The sequence below is a fragment of the Clostridium sp. LIBA-8553 genome, assembly GCF_057782465.1.
In genome coordinates this window covers 948395-969119 of the sequence record NZ_CM173489.1, presented here as the reverse complement: position 1 = coordinate 969119, position 20725 = coordinate 948395, and the positions used below count along the sequence as shown (strand labels likewise).

Here is a 20725-nt window from a genome sequence, read left to right as displayed (position 1 = left end):
TTTTTATAAAATAAAAGAGGCTCTTTCAAATTTTATTATTCTAAGTTTTTGAATAGCCTCTTATTTATATAAAACTTATTCTACCTTATTATTAAATTCATCCACCTATTTTTGTATCATATCATAAGTTACGCATACAGGTCTGTTGTTTCTTGGATCTTGTACAATTTCTGCATCTATATTAAATAATTTTTTAAGGTTATCTTTTGTCATCACCTCATAAGCAGTTCCTTCACAAGCTATCTTTCCACTTTTCATCCCAATCATATAATCAGCGAATCTAGCAGCATTATTAAGTTCATGAATAACCATAACTATAGTTGTCCCATGCTTCTCATTTAATTCTTTAAGCAGGTTTAGAATTTCTAATTGGTGTGCTAAATCCAGATAAGTTGTTGGCTCATCAAGTATTAATATGTCTGTCTGTTGAGCTAAAGCCATTGCAATCCAAGCTCTTTGTCTTTGCCCTCCAGATAAATCTTCTATATCTCTTTCCCTAAATTCAATTAACCCTGTAACTTCTAAGGCCCATTGAATTATATTTTTATCTTCATTCTTTAATTTACCGAATCCCTTTTGATGTGGAAATCTTCCATAAGCTATTAATTCCTCAACAGTAAGACCATTAGGTGCTTGTGGGCTTTGAGGCAATACAGCCATTACTTTTGCTAATTCCTTAGCTGACTGGGCCTTTATACTTTTTTCATTTATATATATTTCTCCACTCTTCGGAGTTAAAATTCTAGCTATTGTCTTTAATACTGTAGATTTTCCGCATCCATTAGCTCCTATTATTGTAGTTATCTTTCCCTTTGGTATCTTTAAATTTAAATCCTTAACTATATCTAAACTTCCATATGAAATATTTAAATTCTCTGTAGTTATGCAATACATATTTATCTCCTCTGCTTTCGTAAAACTTTAATTATCAATACACAAAAATCTATTTTGATAACATTAAATAAATGAAATATGGAACACCTATTATAGCTACTATTATTCCTACTGGCATTTCCATTGGTGCAATTAAATTTCTAGCTATAGTATCAGATATTAACAATATTAAACTTCCAATAAGCGCTGCTATTGGAATTAATTTTTTATGCTTAGGTCCAACCAGTTTCCTTGCAATATGAGGAGAAACTAGACCTAAGAATCCTATACTACCGGCTACAGATGTTGCTACTCCTGCTAAGATAACAGCATATATTATTAGTTTTCTTCTTTCCTTTTCAACCTCTATGCCAATTCCTGTGGCAACTTCATCTCCTAAATTTAATCCATCTAAATATCTTGATTTATATAGACTTAAAACCATAAATATAATTATAAATGGTAGTATTGCTAAAACATATTTCCAGCTTGCTCCCCATATACTTCCTGATATCCAAGCCATAACCCTATTAAACTCTTGAGTAGTAAATCTTAATTGAAATATTGTTAATAATGATGTAAAAGCTATGTTTATTCCTATACCAATTAATAATAATCTTGATGAATTTATTCCATCTTTCCATGCTAATATGTAAATTAAAAACGCCCCAAAAATTGCTCCACTTAAAGCCACTATAGGCATAGTAAATATAGTTAAATTGCTCACTCCATCATATACATTTCCATTCATTATGTACATATAAATTACAACAAATAAAGCAGCACCTGAATTTATACCAAGTATTCCAGAATCAGCTAAATCATTTTTTGTGACCCCTTGTAAAATAGTTCCTGCTGTAGCTAAAGCCGTTCCTACTAATATTCCTATTACTATTCTAGGAAGTCTTAACTTAAAGATAGCAATTTCATTACTTTTAGTACCTTGTCCAATTAATGTTTTAATAACCTCACTTGGTTCTATTGATAATGAACCCATATTCAAACTTATTAAGAAGGTAATAAAGATTAATCCTACTAAAATTCCTGTTACCCAAATAAATTTATGATTCTTTTTTATATTCATAATTTACTTACCTTCCTTTCTAACTAAGTATATAAACACAGGAACTCCTAATAAAGCCGTTAAAGATCCTATTGGTGTTTCATAAGGAGGGTTTATAACTCTAGCTAATATATCACTGTATACTAATAAAACAGCTCCTAATATCATAGAACTTGGTATTATATATTTATAATCTGATCCTACTATTGCCTTACATATTTGAGGAACTATTAAACCGACAAAGACAATATTACCAGCCACAGAAACAGAGGCTCCAGTTAAACATATTACTATGACTATAGCTATAAATCTTACAAGATTCGTTTTTTGTCCAAGACCTATAGCTACCTCTTCTCCTAAACTTAAAATTGTTATTTTAGGTGACATAACCATAGCTCCAATAAAGGCTATTCCTCCTACTAAAGCTAATAAAATTACCCCTTCCCACTTAGCACTAACTAATCCTCCTGATACCCAGAAGCTTAATTGTTGAGATAAATTGAAGTACATTGAAATTCCCATTGCCAAAGATATAAGCAAAGTTCCTAAGGCTGTACCTGCAAGAGCTAACTTGACAGGATCAACTTTTCTAGAAGATCTTGAACTTATGAAATATACTAAAAGACCACTTATACTAGCCCCTAAAAAGGCAAACATCATAAGAGCAAAGCTATTTATTACTAAATTAGGATATATTCTTTGAAGAACAAATGCCACAGCTATCATAAATGTAGCACCTTGAGTTATTCCCATTACTGAAGGTTCTGCAATTGGATTCCTAGTTATTCCTTGCATAATAGCACCAGCTACAGCTAAAAATCCACCTACCAAAGCTGCTGCAAGAGCTCTCGGTATTCTTACATCCCTAATTATTTTAATATTTACATCTGCATCATTTGTAAAAATAGACTTTACTATCATAGAAAAATCAATATCTTTAGCTCCTATAGATATTGATAAAATAATTCCACCAAGCAAAAGTAATAAGCCTATAGCCATTAGCCAATAAGCTAAAGTCTTTTTCTTTTGTATTTTCATAAATTGACCTCCTTAAAGTATCACCCGAGTTTAAATAATTATTTAGTTTAAAATAAAACCTAATTTAAAAATATTCTATTTAAATTGAAATAGTAGGTGTAAAATTCTTAATCTTACACCTACTAAGAAATATGTACTATTTTACAACTTCATCTTTAATTGATTGTAGTAAAAGCTCTCTTCCCATTGGATTGTAAGCTTGACTAAAATATGGACTTACATCAAGCATTGTTACATTTCCATCTTTAACAGCTCTCATCTCATTCCAAACACTATTTGATTCTAAATTAGCCTTATCTGATTCTGTTCCTAAAACTATTATATGATCCGCATCTATTTCAGTAAGTCCTTCAAGTGTTACTGTAGGTAATGTTATACTATCTTGTTTTGGCATTTTACTTGGCTGAGGTAATCCCATATCATCTTTTAAGATTGTTCCTATTCCACCTTCAGTAAATACCATAAATTGTCCTGAATTAGCTAAAACAGCTAAATATGTTCCTTCTCCATTAGCTTTTTTTATTTCATTACCTAATTCTTTCGCTTTTTTATAATAATCATCTAACCACTTTTGAGCATCATCTTCTTGATTAAATAATTTTGCTATCTCTTTAAATTTCGCTTCCCAGTCATTTGAGTTATCTTCAAGCATAACTACTGGTGCTATTTCAGCTAATTGGTCATATATTTTTTCTTGTCTTGGTGACATTATTATTAAATCTGGATTTACTGATAGTATCCCTTCTATATCAGCTGTATCCATCATAGAATGTCCAACTATCTTTGTATCTTTTAATTTATCTGCCATATATGATGGAACTTGATCCGTTTTGTATGAGTCAACATTTGCTGTAGCAACAGGCGTATGTCCTAATAATACTAATTCCTCACTACTACCTGAAATGTCTACTATCCTCTGTGGATTAGTTGGTATTTCAACTTCTCCTTTTACAGATTGTACAACTCTTTTTTCCCCATTATTACTTTCATTATTCTTACTACTTGAACATCCAGCAAGCATTCCAACTGTAAGCACTGCAATTCCTAAAACTGCTAACCTTTTAAATCCCTTCATCATTTGTCCTCCAACTTCTTTTTTTGATTCCCATTAATATTTACTAATGATATTCAATATCATTTAAATTCTAAATTTATTATAGCATCTAATCTTATTTAGTCAATATATTTTTATATTTTTCTATCACTGCAAAATTTAACAATATGACTAAAGTTATTTAATTCCTTCTCTTATAAAAATACAATTTTCTCTTTTCTTATAAATCATTAATACTAAATGATTTCACTAAATCTTAAATTAAGTATAGAAATCTCTAAAAATCAATAAAGCCTAAAATAAATAGAAGCGTAAAGGATTCTCACCTCTACACTTCTATCTATATAATAAAACTTATTCTACATAATAAAATTTTGCATCCCCAAAGGTAGCATGATCTGAATCATTCCCATTTCCTCCATCATTTACTACTAACTTTAATTACATCTAAGTAAACTTGGAATATTACTAAAGAAACAGAACTTCCAGAAACCTCTTGGTCTACTCCGACTTTAGCCATAAAATATGTTTGATTTCCTCCTTAGTTATGCTTCGTGTTTGAAAAACATCATACTTTGAGTAATTTTCATCAATTGCTTTAAGTGCTTCCATTCCACCTACTGTTATTTAATTATTTTATTACCTAGCAGTTCTTAAAGTTAGTGTTTCTTTTTGTGATAATTCTCCATTTGAATATTTAGCTGCTACTTTAAAGTTATATATTGTATGTCTATTTAACTTCTCAACATTGTATTCAGTGACATCTTTTTCAACCTCTGCAATCTTTTTACCATCCTTATAAATTACATATCCTTCTAATCCATAAGTTGATTGCGGAGCCTCCCATCCTAACTTTATATTTCTTTGTTGGACATCCAATGCTTTTAGGTTTTTAGGTGCTTCAACTTTTACTTCCATTTCAACTTCTCCAAAACCATTATACTTAACTTCATATCTAACAGCCTTTTTACCTAGACTCTTAACTTCTAATATGAATGAGCCTCCATCCTTATTTATTTCTATTCTATCTAAAATAGCAGAACTTTCTCCTGCTCCAACCTTAACTGAAGTCTTTTCTGGAAGAATTGAATCCATACTTGAATATAGACTTACTATGTCTCCTTCACCTAATCCTTTTATTTCTAATATTCCATAGTTTGAAGATTCTACAGTAGTTCCTGGTGCTATATAAGGTTTTAGTTCATAACTTCCTGGAATACTAGTTTCAGTCCAAGCCTCATTTTCATATTCAACGCTCATTTTTAAGCTTTCTTCTTTTCCATCTTCAGCTATAGCATAATAAACTCTTCCTTCTTCACTACCTAAATCTAAATCCTCGAACTTAGCCTCTCCATTTCCATCAATAATTTTAGTAGCAAAAGGAGTTTCATCTCCTATGGATTTATAAAGATTTACTGTTTGTCCTTCTTTTCCTCTTGTAATCACTACAGAGTCATTAGCTCCAATATTATTCTTAGCACTTACAAATCTCATAGGAATATAGTCAACTTGCTCTGTATAAGTATCCTCAAATAATTGAAATTCATATATTCTTATAGCACTCCATGGTGAATTACCTGAGTCATCTACTCTTAATCTAAAGTATTGAGAAGTAACTGGTTCTACTAGATTTCTATCTGTAACGGCATCAGTATTTCCTCTTACAGTATCAACCGCCTCATAAGTTTTTCCTCCATCATATGAAACCTCTAAAGCAAAATCGTTTGTATTAGTTTCCTTTGCTTCACCACCAGCTTCTCCATGCATAACAACCCATCTTTGGACAGTCTTTGCTTCTCCTAAATCAACATTTAACCATCCTGAATAAGCATTAGTCGCACACCACTTACTATTATTTTCTACAGTTCCATCAACAGCTTTCATAGCAGGCTCTCCACTATTTTCTCTACTTGCTGTTACTGGTCTATTCAACGCAAAGTTAACAAGTTCTTTATTATCTGGAACCTCAGTTGCATCGTGAGCTATTCCCCAATCAAAAGTAACTCTTTCTCCAGTCCCTCTATTATAGTTAACATCTACAGGAACTACCTCTATTTCAAAATTCATTTCTTCTCCATGTCTCTCAAAGTCTTGAACATAATAAGCATCATTTGGAGTTGCCCCCATAAGCTCTCTTGATCCATCTGGCTTAATTCTATATACTTCATAGAATGCTAAATCTTCCTCATTTCCACTCTCTAATCCGCTCCAAGAAATTCTCGCCTCGGCACTGTTAGCATGGTGAACCATTGATTCCTCCAAAACAACTTTACCAGTTTTTAATCCCTTATTATTTGCTTCAGTATCCTCTATAGATATTTGACCTATATTTATATTAAAGTTCTCTATATCTGACTCACTTTCAAACTCTAAAGATATAGCTGAAATAGTTTTTCCTACATGCTCTCCTAAAGGAATTTTAACCTCTGTCCATTCTCCATTACTATTTTTAGTAACATCAAAGAAAGTAAAGTTTTCATAATCATAATTTTCTCCAAAACATAATCCAACTTTCATATTAGGAGCTGATTCTGTTTTATAAACAATTGATAATTCTGTTGATTCCTTTTCTAAAGTTAAATTTGTACTATAAAGCTTAATATGATTTGGATTTGATGCTTCTAAATTCCCTTGTATTTTTAAAGATGAACCACCATTATAAGCTGCCTTGAAATCAAATTCTGGAGAAAGTTTTGCTCCATTTGACTCAACAATCCATCTCCAAGTTGGGAGATATTCTTGAAGCGCTCTATAATTCCACTCTTCATTTCTTGAAACTTCTCCATCTATATAATAATCTTCCCCATGACCTAAATTAAAGTTTGTTACAAATGGCAAATCATTAATTGCTGATCTATCTGGAACATAGTTTGCTAATCCAGCCCAAGAAGAATTAGTATCTGACTTTGAAGGATCTCCTGTTGGTCCTACCCAGAATTTTTGATCATGATTATAGAAATCATAAGCATCCTTAGCCATTGAGAATGTAGAGTTTGGACAATACATAGCTAAAGAAGTTCTAAGCTTATTATTTTCATCTAGCAGTTGATCTACTCTAAAGCTTGTATTATATGCATTTTGTTGAACATCTAACCCTGCATAAACATCATAAGGACTTCTTCCTAGTCCCCTAGCTGTATCAACAGTAGTATCAATCTTCCACTTACTCCAGTTATAGTTTAAGAAAAATTGATCAGTAGTCTTAACATCTCCATTTTGGAAAAATGGTGCATTTCTATCATTTAATGAATCCTGATAAGACACATTTCCTGTGGAAACCATGGAATCATACCATCCAATAACTATATCTGGATCTTTTTCTCTAATATATTCAAGCATTTCTATCATTAAATCTGCATCATTTTTATTACATCCATAAGATTCTTGGTTGAAGAAGTAACCATCAAATCCATAGTAGTTAGCAATTTCTATCATTTTATCTGCCACTGGGAAATTTCCATTTTCATCTTTTTGAATAAATTTTCTAACTTGCTCAACATGCCCTGCTCCACTTCCCCATGGGAATCCTATTGTAGCTAAAACAGGAACTCCGTTCTTATGTCCAACATCTATTACATCTGCTGTTGGCATTAAAAATATTCCCTTACTAGAACCTCCCCAATAAACATAAGAGTCAATATATTGCCAATATGAGAAAACATAAGCATTAATTGATTCTGTTCCTTGAACTGGCGCATTATCTGTTAATGGATTAGTTAAAGCGCAATTCATTATTCTAGCCTCTGGATGAGCATTTTTATTTACTATGTCACCCATAAACCTATCTTTTCTTTCAATACTAGCTCTATTATATTTAGTATCTGGATCGCTCTCCGGTGTCCAATTCAATAAATCATCTATGCTATACCCTTGTCCAAGTGGAGCTAATGACTCCTTTTGATCATATGGAGTGTTTTGAGAAGCCTTAACTTCCTTAGGTGCTCCTAAAGTAAATAAAGATGTTGTTACTGATACTAGACATAATATAGATAGTAATCGTTTACTCATTACTCCTTTAAAATTCATACTTACTTTTCCCCCTTAAAATATAAGTTGTAGTAAAAATGTACTACTTTATATTTATATTTTTCCAAAATTAATTTATGCTATTTTAAAATAGATAATATATATTCCGAAATTTTATATTTAAAATTATTTCCTTTAAACATAAACTTTTCTAAATTTAATTAAGATATATAAATATAACTAAGTATTAAAAATATTGTATAAATATTGAATATTGTAATATTTTTTTCACATTTAAATCATAACTCTGTAAGGTATATATGAGAAAATATTCTTAAGGATAAATATTACATTACTTGAAGGTAAAAACAAAGGAAGTGAGAGATTGATTAAAAAGAAAATTTTTGTTGGAATAGCTGTTGTAATAGGTCTACTTATAGCAGCCTTCATTATTTTCGAAGGTTTTTTAACATATAAAATGATGACTTTTAAAAAGATAAACCAACTTAAGGATGTAGACTATGAAATAATTTTAGGTGCTGGATTAGAAGGAGACAAGCCAAGTCCTATCCTCCAAGAAAGACTAGATGCTGGGCTAGCTTATTTGGAACTTCATCCCAACACTAAGGTAATAGTTTCTGGTGGACAAGGTCATAATGAATTAATTCCAGAAGCTGAAGCAATGAAAGATTTTCTTGTTAGAAAAGGAATTGATCCTAATAGAATTATAGAGGAAGATAAATCTAAATCTACTTTTCAAAACTTAGAATTCAGTCAAAAAATTCTTGATGAAAGAAATGCTAGTAAAGATGAAATATTAATAGTAACAAGTGATTTTCATCTATTTAGAGCTATGGAAATTGCAGATTACTTCGACATAAAAAATGAAGGGCTTCCATCAAAAACTCCTATAGTTCTTAGAGTTCAATATATGGTTAGAGAATTTCCTGCTATGATTAAATTACTTTTACAAGAGACATTTTTAGATACTAAAGATATTGTTTAATAATAATCTTATGTTTTAAAATAAAATCAGCAATAAAAATAGATGGGATTGTATTAAAACTCAAAAATAAAACTTATAAATATTATGAAAATTATATATTTATAAGTTTTTTTGAGCTATTTTGATACAGACCCATCTTCTTTAAAATTATCTATTTTTGTATTTATTATATTTATTTCTGGACTATTTTCATCAACTCTTTCTATTTTAACTACAAGATATTTAGCTTTTTCTATATCACCTCTTCTTATAGCTTCATTTGCTTTATCTGAAAAATATACTATCATACATTGCTTGCACTCTTTTATTTCTTCGCTACTCTTATCTCTCAAATCTCCTGATTTATCAGTAATCTTACTGAAAACATCTATTGCATCTGAATATCTTCGTGCTCTTTTTAATTGCAATCCTCTATCATAAAGTTCATTTTGTTCCTTGTTAAATTGTATTTTATCTATTTTTTCACATACTATATCTGATTTGTGATCCATAATCTTTGCTTTATCCAATAATATTTCAGCTGTCTTATACTCTCTATTATCAATAGCTTTATTTGCATTCTCTATAATATTATTAAATCTTTCTTCTTTTAAATTGATGTAATGCTCAGATATTGCCCATGCCCCTAAGCCAAAACATCCAATAATTAATATAATTGTGATTAACCTTTTCATCTCCTCATCTCCATATTCAAATATATACAAACGCATCAAATTATTAACATTTTATTTACTTTATTATAACACATTCTGAAAACGTTTGTATATATGTTTTTTGAAATGGCTATATGTTCTAAATAATGTTGATTTTCAGATAGAATTTTAAGATTATTATCTTATACTAAAATATTTTTATTATATTAATTTTTTGTTTTAATAACAAAGGAATATGCATTTCTAAAGTTTCTATGATTATATTTTTCTCTATCAACAATAATTACTGTGTATTCCTTATTGGGCTCTAACCCAGTTATCTCTTTGCTATTTTCATTTAAATCAATTTTACAATATTCTTCACCATTTAAAACTATATATGCAGGTTCTATTTCCTTGTCTATAAATTCCTTCCAAGAAATTATTATCTTATTAGATTCCACTTTAATTCTAAAAGGATTGTACGCTGTTTCTAGTTCTGCACTTCCTAATGCTTTTTTATAGACCTTGAGCTCATCAATTAATAATTCTTTTATTTCATTTTCTTTAAACTTAGTTAATTTCAAAATTCCATTTATAAAAGCTTTATTTAAAGAAATATCATTTTGATTTCTTTCTTCCATATGAATTACATCTCCATCCATATGGTATTTTAATTTATTTTCATTATTTTTACTTATAGCAATTTGGTGCCACTCCTCACAATTAATCTTACTCCAAAACAAAATTGTGAACTCACTATTTTGAGATGAAATTATTAAATTTTCTTCATCAAATATTCCTTTATTAATTAAGCTTTTAAAATCTTTTATTCTCAAAGCCTTTCCTTCATAAATTCCTGTAGCAAATTCTTCTTCAATATTAATTAATTTGTTATAAGAAGATTTATCTCTTAAGGAACAATTATTAAAATCAATATCTAAAATCTTTGCTTTTTCATAGAACTTAGCGTCTAAATCTACTATATAGTTGTAATCTTTTATCCATTTATGTTCTCTATAATCGTATAGACTTATTTGAACTTTGTCCTCATTGACACTTACATGATATCCAATCTCGCCTCTAGAATCCCCATAATCATTTGAACGAAATCCAGGTACATCAACCATTATTCCATATTCAGTTTTTAAAACATCTAACTTTCCTAATCCATTATGAATATGCCCAGTAAACATTATGCATTTAGGATGTTTTCTTAAAACTTCTTTTAAAGCAAAATCCTGAACGCCAACATCCCATTCATTACTATTCCAATAAGTATCTCTTAAAGCTTGATGTAAAAATAAAAATACAGGCTTATCTTCTTCTTCTCTTTCTCCCATAGCTTTATCTAACCAATCAAGTTGTTCTTGAGAAATATAGGCACGATCCTTAATATGCCATTCAGTGTTAAGAAAAATAAAATGATATCCATTAATCCATTTATCAAAATATATTTTTCCTTCAGTTTCTCCCATATATTTTTTATTGTATTTCATGTATAAACTATAAGGTTCATTCCAAGTATCTTTCCATCTAACTTGGTGATTTCCTATTGCAGTTAAAATTTCTAATTCCTTATGGTGTTTATCTAATATATCAAAATAAGTTTTAAACTGATATTCCTCACCAGATTCTGCAAAATCTCCACAAACCATGATTCCAGAAGAATTCTTAAAATCATTTTTAATACTTTCAATTGCTTTATTCCACTTCACACTTAGCTCATGTTCCATACTATCACTAACAATATGAATATCGCTAAAAACATCAAACTCAAGTATGCCTTCTTTTGGAATCTCATGACTCTTATAAAAACCAAAGTCTCTTCCTAAAATCCTATTTACCATATATTCACTCATATAAATTAATTGCTATAAAACTTATAAAATTACAGCAATCCCTTCCCTCCTTTAATTGAAGTATTTCATAAAATATACATTTCCCTTTTACTTTATCCCTTGTTTTAGAAATTGTATATTGTCTATTCCTACAAAATCATAAATTTGCAATTCTTCTATTTAATTCTTTACTTATGTTCATAAAAAGTTTATATTAATATAGTATTAGTTAACACTTTATTCAAAATTTTAAATTAATTAGATTTTAATAGTTAACTAAAACAAAAGCTAAACTTTAAATTGTTAGTTATAAAACATATTTTCATATATAATATTTAGCTATAATAAGGAGTTGAAAAAATTGAATACAACAAACAAATTTAAAAACACTATTTCAACATTAATTATGATTGTTTTATCATTTTTAATCATTCATCTATTACATAATATTTCAAAGGGCATTGTTGGATTAATGTGTGGAGGACAATTACAATTTAGTCATGGAATTTCTGTAGTAAATGCTAATTACGGAAACTTTTCTTATGTGCTTAATCTTATAGTTGGTATTTCAATACCTGTATTATTTTTATTTGCACTAGTACTTATATTTAATAATTCATTAAGAAATGGATTATATCATAAATTTACTCTTATATTCTTCATATGTTCAGTTTTAAGTATTTCAATATACTTAATATTCTATCCTTTCATTTCATTATTTACTGATCTTGGATTACATACTGAACTAGATGAATTAATAGAATTAACAGGAATAAGTCCATTAATTATATTACTAATAGCTTTATTAACGGTAGCTTTATTAGTAAAACTAGCTTCAAGAAAAAATTTATTTAAACATATGCAAAACTCTAAATAAATCATTCTAATCTTAATAAAAAAGGTTGTATTAAAAACTTTAATCAATAAAACTTATAAATAGTATGAAGAGAATATATGGATAAGCTTTATAATTTAAGCCATTATGTAGAAGATTTTACGTTAAGAAGCGAAGTTGTTTGACCAATGGGAGTTCTTCACTTTAGCAAAATCTTCGGAATAATGGCTATAAATAAGGACTACAATGTAACTAACGTTCCATTGTATAAGTTCAAGAGCCAAATTAAAATTTGGACTTTCACTTAAAATCCAGTAATTCTCGGAATATATTTATAAATTTTATTTACTTGTTTTAATACAACCCTTTATTTATTATTATTCTTCTTTTCAAGCATTATGTTAAGTATAGTGTCATCAACAGTTTTAAAACCATTTTGAATTAATGTTTCTATACTTTCAATAGTTTTTTCTACATCTTTAGAAACTATTCCATCATTAGATGTTGCGGATATGCCGTTCATAGCCAGGTTTGCACATTGAATTGCTGCGTTTGTTCCAGTAGCAATTTTTAAAGCACAAGTTTCCTTCGCTCCATCACATATCATTCCTGAAAGATCTGAAATCATATTATTTATACAGTAATTTATATTTTCTATGCTGCCTCCAAGTAGGTAAGTTATTCCACAAGAAGCTCCTGTTGCCCCTGCAATTCCTGCACCACATAAAGGAGAAAGTCTTCCCATATGTTTTTTTATTCTAATTGTAACTAAGTTACTTAAAACTAAAGCTCTTGCTAATTCTTCTTCAGATTTTTCTAAAAGCTTTGCTGTTTGAGCTACTGGAATTGAACAGGCTATACCTTGGTTACCACTTCCTGCTGTTGTCATTATAGGCATTGCACAACCATCCATTCTAGCATCTGAAGCTGCTGCTGAAGCTGCAATTATTTTATTTGAAGCATCATTAGAAAACAGATTGAAATTTCCTTTTTGAATTATTTTACTTCCAACTTGAAGACCATAATCTCCTCTTAATCCTTCTTCTGATACTCTTTCATTCATTTTTGCGCTTTCTAAGATGAATTTTATATCATCAAAATCTACCTTTTTAGCAAAGTTGTAGATATCTTCTATTTTAAATAGTTTATGATCTTCTTCTAACTCTTCATTAACTTCATTATTGTTATCTATTAAAATTTCATTATCACATTTAATTAAAGTTACATTAGTATGAGTATCTTCTATAATTACTGTAGACTTTGAGATTTCAGAATAAAGTTCTACTTCTATGTAAAGAGCCTTATCAATATCTTTTTGCTTTATATTTATTATATTGCTTTCTACAATTTGCTTAGCTTTTTTTAGTTCATCCTCTGTAAAATTAGATAATATGGTTAATTTTTTATAGGATTTTTGAATTGAGATTCCTAATGCAGCTGCTATTTCTATTCCAACCCCACCAGTTCCAGGTATTCCAACTCCTAATGCATTTTTTATTACATTTTTACTTAAATAAATATTTACTTTTTTTATTTTTCCATTTAAATGTTCTGCTGCTATGGATGCTGCATAAGCTATTGCTATTGGCTCCGTACATCCTTCTGATGGTACCACTTCTTTTTTTAATGTTTTTAAGTATAACTCTCTCATATTCTCACCTTCATCAAGTTTAATTTATATCTTAATTATACCATTTAAAGAATTAATATGTAATCAATTACACAACTCTTTTGCTATTTGTTAAAAAAAGTAATTTATAGCTAATAAATCATTTAAATAAAGCCCTATTTTAGGTTAATGTGATTTTTATCTACACTTTCAGACCTAGCTAAAAATAAATACTAATTTAAAATATAGCCTTAAATAAAAAAGGTTACATCAAAATCATGACAAGACTAACTCTCCTTATCATATTATTTGATATAACCATTCTCTACTTTTGTGTTCAATTTACCTTATAGTAACCAATCTAAATTTCTCTACAAACTAATTCTATTTTATATATAATTTATTAAAATCCATTAAAACTTTCATCCTCTTTAAAAGTTAAGTAACTACTTTTCCAAACTCTTTAATTGTAGACTCTCTCTCTAATAACTTTGTTTCTATCACTATATGTTTATTTTCACTTTTTTTATTTATTAAATCTAATAATAGATTTATACTCTCTTTTGCTAGCTTTTCCTTTGGTTGCTCTATGGTAGAGATTCCTGGGAAATAATATTTCGTCATCTCCATACCATCAAAACCAAGTAAAGCTATATCTTCTCCAATTTTAAGGCCTTTATCCGTTATTGCCTTTGCTGCTCCTACTGCCATAATATCAGAAATTGCAAATATAGCAGTTACTTCTTTGCTTTCTTCTAGCAATTCTAAAGTTTTATTGTATGCATGCTTGCAATCATACTTTCCATATTTTATATACTTTTTATTTATTGCAAACTTCTCTTCAAGAATAGCTCTCTTATATCCATTGAATCTCTCTATACTAATTCCTTTATCATCCTCATCTCCTAATAATATAGCAATATTTTTATGTCCCTTATTAATTAAATATTTTACTCCCTTGTAAGCAGAGTATCTATTTTCAACCTTTATGGTAGAAATTGAATTTATATCCTGTTTAGTTAGTACATCTGCTGAAGTGAAAACTATAGGAACCTTTATTTCCTTAAATAACTTGCTATCTACATTATAAAGCTGAGCTCCTAAAGAAATGATGCCCTTAAGCTTATTTTCCTTAATCAAGGATAACATACTCTTTATTTCTTCAGTTTCATTTTTATATTCTCCCTGTTGAAGTATCATAAAATAACCTGCTTTTGAAATTTCTTCTCTAATGTAATTAATAATCTCTGAAAAGAACGGGTTATATACCCCCCTTACAAATATGCATATATTTCGTGTATCATTCATCTTCAAAAGTCTAGCACTATTGTTAGGTACGTAATTATATTCTTCAATTATTTTAGTTACTTTTCGTCTAGTTTTATCGCTTACATCTGAGCAATTATTTATTACTCTTGAAACAGTTCCAACACCAACTCCTGCTATTTTGGCTATATCCTTAATCTGCATAAATTCTCCTAAATCCTTCTTTATTCTTTTACAGCCCCAGCTACTAAACCTTTTGCTATAAATTTTTGAATTGATATAAATATAATCATTATAGGCACTGTAGCTACCATTGCTGCTGCTGCATATTTAGGCCAACTAGTTGTACCATTGTTCATCATACCATTTAATCCAAGCATTAATGTTTTTACTTCTGGAGCTTTTAAAAGTGCTGCTGATATCATAAATTCTCCAAATACTCCTATAAAAGAGAAGAAAAAGATTACTATAAGCATAGGAGCTGATAATGGAAGAATTATTTTCATAAATATTTTAAAATGAGATGCTCCATCAACATACCCTGATTCATCTAACTCCTTAGGAATTCCATCAACAAATCCCTTCATAAGCCATATATTATATGCGCTTGAACCACATAAAACCAATATTAAGAAAGGAATATTGTCCATTCCAAATGGTAATTTATAAGCTATTGATAATATAGCTGGAATTGCCATTGTTGCTGGGAACATCTGAAGTATTAAAAGTGTCATTAATCCATATTTTTTCCCAGCAAATTTTAATCTACTAAAAGCATAAGCCGCTGGAAGTGTCATTATAACTTGTACTATTGATACACAAAAACATACTATTAAACTGTTCTTAATCCAAATTAAAAAGTCTGTTTCCTGAAAGATATGTCTATAATTATCAAAAGTTATTGCCTTAGGAATTATTCCATTCTCATAAAAACTTGTTCCTGGTGATAAGGAAGCTGATATTATTGCCCATATAGGAAAAATTATTATGAGTATTGAGATCCATAAAAATACTCTACTAATCCATAGCTTTACTCTTCTTTTTTTACTGATTTTCTTTTTATAAACCAACTTTTTATTTTCTAGTGATTCTTCATTTTTGCTTAGTTCTATTGAATTGGCACTTTTTGATCTTGTAATACTACTCATATCTTAATCCACCTCCTTAAATTGACCTGATGCTCTCATTTGGAAAAATGAAATACCACCAACAATAATAAACATTAATATTGATAGAGTTGCTGCTAATTCGAATCTTCCAAACTGAGTTGACATCTTATATGCTGCTGAGCCTAAGATATCTGTATATCCTGCAAATGGTGAGTCTGGTCTAACTGGCCCGCCTTTGAATAGTAAGAATGCCACTCCAAAGTTACCAAAGTTCATTGCCCATGAACCAATTAATAATGGATAAGCAGTTCTTGTAAGACATGGAAGTGTAATTTTAAAGAATTTTTGAAATTCATTTGCCCCATCAATATCAGCAGCTTCATAATATGTATCTTGAATTGATGATAATCCTCCTAAACACACATTCATCATGTATGGGAATCCAATCCAAATACTAACTAAAACTAAAGCTAATCTTGCTGGTCCTACTGTTGTAAGCCACATAACTGGCTCTTTTATAATATGTAATTTAAGTAAAAGTTGATTTATAGCTCCATATTGACTATTTAATAAACCTTGGAATGCTATTATTATAATGGTAGCAGGCAATGCCCAAGGTAATATTAATAACCCTTTATAAATAAATGACTCTTTCATATCTTCATTAGACAAAATTATTGCAAAGATCAATCCTAAAGCAAAGCTTCCAAAAGTTATCACTGTTGCAGCCACTACTGTCCATCCAAAAACAGGTAAGAAAACCTCTTTTAAAGGTCCTGTTAAAACACTTTTAAAGTTTTCTAATCCAACAAACTTCCAACCAGTATTTACTGTCTCTAGATTATAATCGGTAAATGCAATTACTATTGTTAATGCTATGGGTATTATTGACAATATAAGCATGCTTATAAGTGCTGGTGCTAAAAACTTTGAAGCAGTTAAATTGTCTTTATTCTTACTTTTCTTTCTCACCATAAATTTTTCACCTCAATACTACTTTCTAAATTCTAAATAAAAAGGGGAATTGTTTTCCCCTTTTTTATCTTATTGCTTTTGTAAATCTATTCCTTTTTTAACTCCAGCCACAATTTCATTTGCAACTTCTTGTGGATTTTCTCCTTGAAGTACTCTTTGAATATTCTTTAATGGTTCCCAAACAGCATCCATAGCTTTAATATTTGGCATTGGTTCTGCATTTTTAACTGATCCTAAGAATCCTTGAACATATTCGTTATCTTTAACTTCTTTCTTATCTAACATAGCTTTAGTTACTGGAATTTTTCCTTTTTCATATAAACCTTCTTGAGTTTCTTTTACTAAATAATCTAAACATTCCCATGATAAATCTATATTTTTGGATTTTGAACTAACAAAAGCACATTGAACTCCGGACATTGGTTTAAATTCTTTACCATCTATTGAAGGAATTTTGGATACACCAAAGTTAAGATTAGCCTCTTTTAATCCTTGTATATCCCAAGGTCCTGATATGTAGAACATAGATTTTCCTTCTTTAAAGTTTGTCAAAGCTATATCTCCACTTATATCTGCTGGCATGAACTTATCTTTAACAACAAAGTCTTGAAGCATTTGTAACCCCTTAACAGATCCTGCATTATTAAGTCCTATATCATTTACATCATATTTACCATCTTTTTTACCAAATATGTATCCACCATTTGTTAATAAAAACCCTAAATCGGTATATTGATCATTTATATTAAATTGGAAAGAACCCTCACCTTTTTTAAGTGCTTCATTTACAAGCTCATCCATTGTTTTTGGAGCTTCTTTAACTAAATCTTTATTGTAATATAACGCTGTTGTTTCTACTGATATTGGAATAGCATATTTTTTATTATCTACAGTTACAGCATCCCAAACCCCTTTATCTACATATTCATCTTCTTTAACATACTTAGATGGAACTTCTGATAATATTCCTGCTTGTTCATATGCTGCCAGTTGATTATGTGCTGATCCAAAATATATATCTGGTCCTTTTGTTGAGTTAGCAGCTTGTAAAAATGCTTGAAAATCTCCATCATCTCTTACTACCTTAACTTTATTTCCAGTTTCTTTAGCCCAATTATCTGCAGCTTCTTTTAATACTGGCACCTCTTTCTCAGGTAGTTTTGTCCAAATTGTTAATTCAGTACCGCTTCCTGATGCCTCAGCCGTTTTGTCTCCGCTACCAGAGCACCCCATAAACATAGTTGTTACTAATACACCAGTTAATAATGTTGCCAATAACTTTTTCTTAATCATTTTTAATTACCTCCCATAAACTCTATACTATAGTTTTTTATTTTAATTATTAATTAAAATCTTATTTGTAAACATTTACATAAGGTGACATACATATCCTTATTAATTAATGTATATTATTGATAATATCTAATTCTTTATTTGAAATTTTGTAAAGTTTTTTAATTAAAACTAACTCAAGAATCACTAATACATAAAATAAGATTAATATTTTAATAGCTAACTTTTAAAGGTTAGCTAAAGCAAACTTTATTAAATTTAAAGCTTGCTCTAACTGAGGGATTTTATTTTATCATTTAAAATTCCTTATAAATCTTAAATGCGAAGGGCTTTAATTTAATTTCTTCCTCTAAAAACTCTATATTATTATTAAATAACTCACTAACCTTTTTATTTTTAAGTTCTTTAGGTAAAAATACTTTTTCCTCTTTACCCGAATTATTCATTATAACAACTATGTCACCTTTTGAGTAGATAAGTATATTATCCTCACTAGTCGCTCTTATCCAGTTATTATCTAGTAAATTAAATTCTTTATTTTCTTTTCTAATTCTTATAATTTTTTTCATGAATTGAAGCATATCCTTGTCTTGCTTATTTTCATCCCAAATCATACATCTTCTATGGAATTCCATTCCCATTCCTTGGTCACCTTCCATACCAACTTCATCTCCATAATATATACATGGAGACCCTGCTTGAGTAAACATAAATAGATATGCTAATTTCATCTTATTCTTATTTCCTCCAGCAACAGTTAATATCCTTGGTGTGTCATGACTATCTAATAGGTTAAATATTGTTTCTCCTATTTGTCTTAAATAACTAACCTTATTAGCTTCTATCATATATTTAAAATCTTCTGTATTAGACTGGTCTAAACAGAAATATTCTTTAGCTGCATCTGTTACAGGATAGTTCATAACTGCATCAAATTGATCTCCCATAAGCCATGGAAGTCCATCATGCCAAACTTCTCCTAATATATAAACCTCTTTATTAGTTCCTTTTACTACCTCTCTAAATTTTCTCCAAAATACATGATCAACTTCATTACATACATCTAGTCTCCAGCCATCAATGTTCATCTCCTTAACCCAGAACTCAGCAACCTTTAATAAATAATCTACAACCTCTGGATTTTCAGTATTTAATTTAGGCATTGTAGCTATTCTTCCAAAGGTTTCATAGTTTAGATTATTTCCATCAACATTTTCTAGACCTCCTTCTAGAACAGGAAACTTCTTTATACAAAACCAATCTTTATATCTTGACTTTTCATTGTTCTTTAATACATCTTGCCATTGAGGTGAAAAATAACCAATATGATTAAATACTGCATCTAGCATTATTTTCATTCCTCTTTCATGAGCCTCACTTACAAGCTTTTTAAATACTTCATTTCCTCCTAGAGCTGGGTCTACTTTAAAGTAATCAATAGTTTCATATCTATGGTTTTCTGTTGCTTCAAAGATTGGACAAAAATATAATCCATTAACCCCAAGATCACATAAATAGTCTAATTTATCTAAAACACCTTGTAAGTCTCCTCCCATAAAGTTGTATCTAGTAGGCTCTGTTCCCCACGGTTCAACATTTTCAGGGTCTATAGATTTATCTCCATTACAAAATCTATCTGGGAATATTTGATACCAAACTGTATCTTTTACCCATTGAGGTGTTTTAGCAACATCTATACTATTTAAATATGGGAAACAATAAAAGTTTTCTATAGCACTTAGCTTTCTTTCATCATTTTCTCCATTTAATTCATCTATTCTTTTTTCTGTAAATAAAAGAGTTTCTTCTTCTCCATATAATATAAACCCATATCTTGAACGCTTTGTTATTGGCTTATAATCAATTATCCAGTGATCAAAATACTTAGTTTCACATTCCTTTCTCATAGGATAGCTTTTTCCGCCTATCCATCTTCCTCCTCCAGTGGCATTCATGTTTCCTCCATCACATCCACCTACATCCCATATATATGGATCTCCAATTCTTATATCCACCTTTTTAACTTCACCCTTTTTAGTTTTAATCCTTAAATTTAAGGTATCATCATTATACCCATAAGAATAATTACTCTGTGCTATATGATGTATTGCCTCTCTTGTAATTTTATTACTCATAAACTCCTACTCCTCCATAAATATTTTTAT

At 29.5% G+C, this 20725-nt stretch carries 15 protein-coding genes and 1 pseudogene; 2 read left to right on the top strand and 14 right to left on the bottom strand.

Translation table 11 applies throughout. The annotated features are described in order from the left end of the window. Positions 1 to 105: 105 nt before the first annotated feature. From AC2JAQ_RS04110 to AC2JAQ_RS04085, 6 genes and pseudogenes are all read right to left on the bottom strand, one after another. Positions 106 to 894 carry an ABC transporter ATP-binding protein gene (locus AC2JAQ_RS04110; protein WP_488458037.1) on the bottom strand — a complete coding sequence of 263 codons (789 nt, stop codon included), beginning with the start codon at positions 892 to 894 and terminating at the stop codon, positions 106 to 108. 49 nt (positions 895 to 943) lie between these two features. Further along, positions 944 to 1957, bottom strand: a complete 1014-nt coding sequence (locus AC2JAQ_RS04105; protein WP_488458036.1) for a FecCD family ABC transporter permease — start codon at positions 1955 to 1957, stop codon at positions 944 to 946. 3 nt (positions 1958 to 1960) lie between these two features. Next, positions 1961 to 2974, bottom strand: coding sequence for a FecCD family ABC transporter permease (locus tag AC2JAQ_RS04100; RefSeq protein ID WP_488458035.1), 1014 nt, complete (start codon positions 2972 to 2974; stop codon positions 1961 to 1963). A gap of 136 nt (positions 2975 to 3110) precedes the next feature. Beyond that, the gene (locus AC2JAQ_RS04095; RefSeq protein WP_488458773.1) at positions 3111 to 4049 is read right to left on the bottom strand and encodes an iron-hydroxamate ABC transporter substrate-binding protein; all 939 of its coding nucleotides are present in this window, start codon (positions 4047 to 4049) and stop codon (positions 3111 to 3113) included. Positions 4050 to 4382: 333 nt separating this feature from the next. Then, a pseudogene (locus tag AC2JAQ_RS04090) lies at positions 4383 to 4436 on the bottom strand (hypothetical protein); the annotation flags it as partial. A 231-nt stretch (positions 4437 to 4667) separates the two neighbouring features. Further along, a complete protein-coding gene (locus tag AC2JAQ_RS04085; RefSeq protein WP_488458034.1) occupies positions 4668 to 8054 on the bottom strand; it encodes an endo-beta-N-acetylglucosaminidase in 3387 nt (1128 codons plus the stop codon). A gap of 325 nt (positions 8055 to 8379) precedes the next feature. Between AC2JAQ_RS04085 and AC2JAQ_RS04080 the strand changes: the two genes are divergently transcribed. After that, positions 8380 to 9000 (top strand): YdcF family protein, encoded by a 621-nt coding sequence (locus AC2JAQ_RS04080; RefSeq protein WP_488458033.1) that lies wholly within the window; start codon positions 8380 to 8382, stop codon positions 8998 to 9000. A gap of 116 nt (positions 9001 to 9116) precedes the next feature. Here the strand turns inward: AC2JAQ_RS04080 and AC2JAQ_RS04075 are convergent, their stop codons facing one another. Both AC2JAQ_RS04075 and AC2JAQ_RS04070 read right to left on the bottom strand, forming a co-directional pair. After that, positions 9117 to 9674: a hypothetical protein gene (locus AC2JAQ_RS04075; protein ID WP_488458032.1), complete on the bottom strand. Its 558-nt coding sequence runs from the start codon at positions 9672 to 9674 to the stop codon at positions 9117 to 9119. Between the two features lie 185 nt (positions 9675 to 9859). After that, positions 9860 to 11482, bottom strand: coding sequence for a metallophosphoesterase (locus AC2JAQ_RS04070; RefSeq protein ID WP_488458031.1), 1623 nt, complete (start codon positions 11480 to 11482; stop codon positions 9860 to 9862). Between the two features lie 352 nt (positions 11483 to 11834). Here AC2JAQ_RS04070 and AC2JAQ_RS04065 point away from each other — a divergent pair, with 352 nt between their 5' ends. Continuing rightward, positions 11835 to 12350, top strand: coding sequence for a hypothetical protein (locus tag AC2JAQ_RS04065; protein ID WP_488458030.1), 516 nt, complete (start codon positions 11835 to 11837; stop codon positions 12348 to 12350). Positions 12351 to 12675: 325 nt separating this feature from the next. Here AC2JAQ_RS04065 and AC2JAQ_RS04060 read toward each other — a convergent pair whose 3' ends face one another. From AC2JAQ_RS04060 to AC2JAQ_RS04035, 6 genes are all read right to left on the bottom strand, one after another. Next, the gene (locus AC2JAQ_RS04060; protein WP_488458029.1) at positions 12676 to 13959 is read right to left on the bottom strand and encodes an L-cysteine desulfidase family protein; all 1284 of its coding nucleotides are present in this window, start codon (positions 13957 to 13959) and stop codon (positions 12676 to 12678) included. Between the two features lie 396 nt (positions 13960 to 14355). Next, positions 14356 to 15387, bottom strand: coding sequence for a LacI family DNA-binding transcriptional regulator (locus tag AC2JAQ_RS04055; protein ID WP_488458028.1), 1032 nt, complete (start codon positions 15385 to 15387; stop codon positions 14356 to 14358). Between the two features lie 20 nt (positions 15388 to 15407). After that, positions 15408 to 16331 carry a sugar ABC transporter permease gene (locus AC2JAQ_RS04050; protein WP_488458027.1) on the bottom strand — a complete coding sequence of 308 codons (924 nt, stop codon included), beginning with the start codon at positions 16329 to 16331 and terminating at the stop codon, positions 15408 to 15410. A gap of 3 nt (positions 16332 to 16334) precedes the next feature. After that, positions 16335 to 17267 carry a carbohydrate ABC transporter permease gene (locus AC2JAQ_RS04045; protein ID WP_488458026.1) on the bottom strand — a complete coding sequence of 311 codons (933 nt, stop codon included), beginning with the start codon at positions 17265 to 17267 and terminating at the stop codon, positions 16335 to 16337. A gap of 69 nt (positions 17268 to 17336) precedes the next feature. After that, complete coding sequence (locus tag AC2JAQ_RS04040; RefSeq protein ID WP_488458025.1) at positions 17337 to 18560, bottom strand: sugar ABC transporter substrate-binding protein; 1224 nt, start codon at positions 18558 to 18560, stop codon at positions 17337 to 17339. Between the two features lie 296 nt (positions 18561 to 18856). After that, positions 18857 to 20695 (bottom strand): glycoside hydrolase family 13 protein, encoded by a 1839-nt coding sequence (locus AC2JAQ_RS04035; protein ID WP_488458024.1) that lies wholly within the window; start codon positions 20693 to 20695, stop codon positions 18857 to 18859. Between the last annotated feature and the right edge of the window lie 30 nt (positions 20696 to 20725).

What these genes read in the sequence shown, in the direction of transcription:
- AC2JAQ_RS04110 (WP_488458037.1), bottom strand. Translation starts at nt 894, where the DNA reads ATGTATTGCATAACTACAGAGAATTTAAATATTTCATATGGAAGTTTA.
- AC2JAQ_RS04105 (WP_488458036.1), bottom strand. Translation starts at nt 1,957, where the DNA reads ATGAATATAAAAAAGAATCATAAATTTATTTGGGTAACAGGAATTTTA.
- AC2JAQ_RS04100 (WP_488458035.1), bottom strand. Translation starts at nt 2,974, where the DNA reads ATGAAAATACAAAAGAAAAAGACTTTAGCTTATTGGCTAATGGCTATA.
- AC2JAQ_RS04095 (WP_488458773.1), bottom strand. Translation starts at nt 4,049, where the DNA reads ATGAAGGGATTTAAAAGGTTAGCAGTTTTAGGAATTGCAGTGCTTACA.
- AC2JAQ_RS04085 (WP_488458034.1), bottom strand. Translation starts at nt 8,054, where the DNA reads ATGAATTTTAAAGGAGTAATGAGTAAACGATTACTATCTATATTATGT.
- AC2JAQ_RS04075 (WP_488458032.1), bottom strand. Translation starts at nt 9,674, where the DNA reads ATGAAAAGGTTAATCACAATTATATTAATTATTGGATGTTTTGGCTTA.
- AC2JAQ_RS04070 (WP_488458031.1), bottom strand. Translation starts at nt 11,482, where the DNA reads ATGGTAAATAGGATTTTAGGAAGAGACTTTGGTTTTTATAAGAGTCAT.
- AC2JAQ_RS04060 (WP_488458029.1), bottom strand. Translation starts at nt 13,959, where the DNA reads ATGAGAGAGTTATACTTAAAAACATTAAAAAAAGAAGTGGTACCATCA.
- AC2JAQ_RS04055 (WP_488458028.1), bottom strand. Translation starts at nt 15,387, where the DNA reads ATGCAGATTAAGGATATAGCCAAAATAGCAGGAGTTGGTGTTGGAACT.
- AC2JAQ_RS04050 (WP_488458027.1), bottom strand. Translation starts at nt 16,331, where the DNA reads ATGAGTAGTATTACAAGATCAAAAAGTGCCAATTCAATAGAACTAAGC.
- AC2JAQ_RS04045 (WP_488458026.1), bottom strand. Translation starts at nt 17,267, where the DNA reads ATGGTGAGAAAGAAAAGTAAGAATAAAGACAATTTAACTGCTTCAAAG.
- AC2JAQ_RS04040 (WP_488458025.1), bottom strand. Translation starts at nt 18,560, where the DNA reads ATGATTAAGAAAAAGTTATTGGCAACATTATTAACTGGTGTATTAGTA.
- AC2JAQ_RS04035 (WP_488458024.1), bottom strand. Translation starts at nt 20,695, where the DNA reads ATGAGTAATAAAATTACAAGAGAGGCAATACATCATATAGCACAGAGT.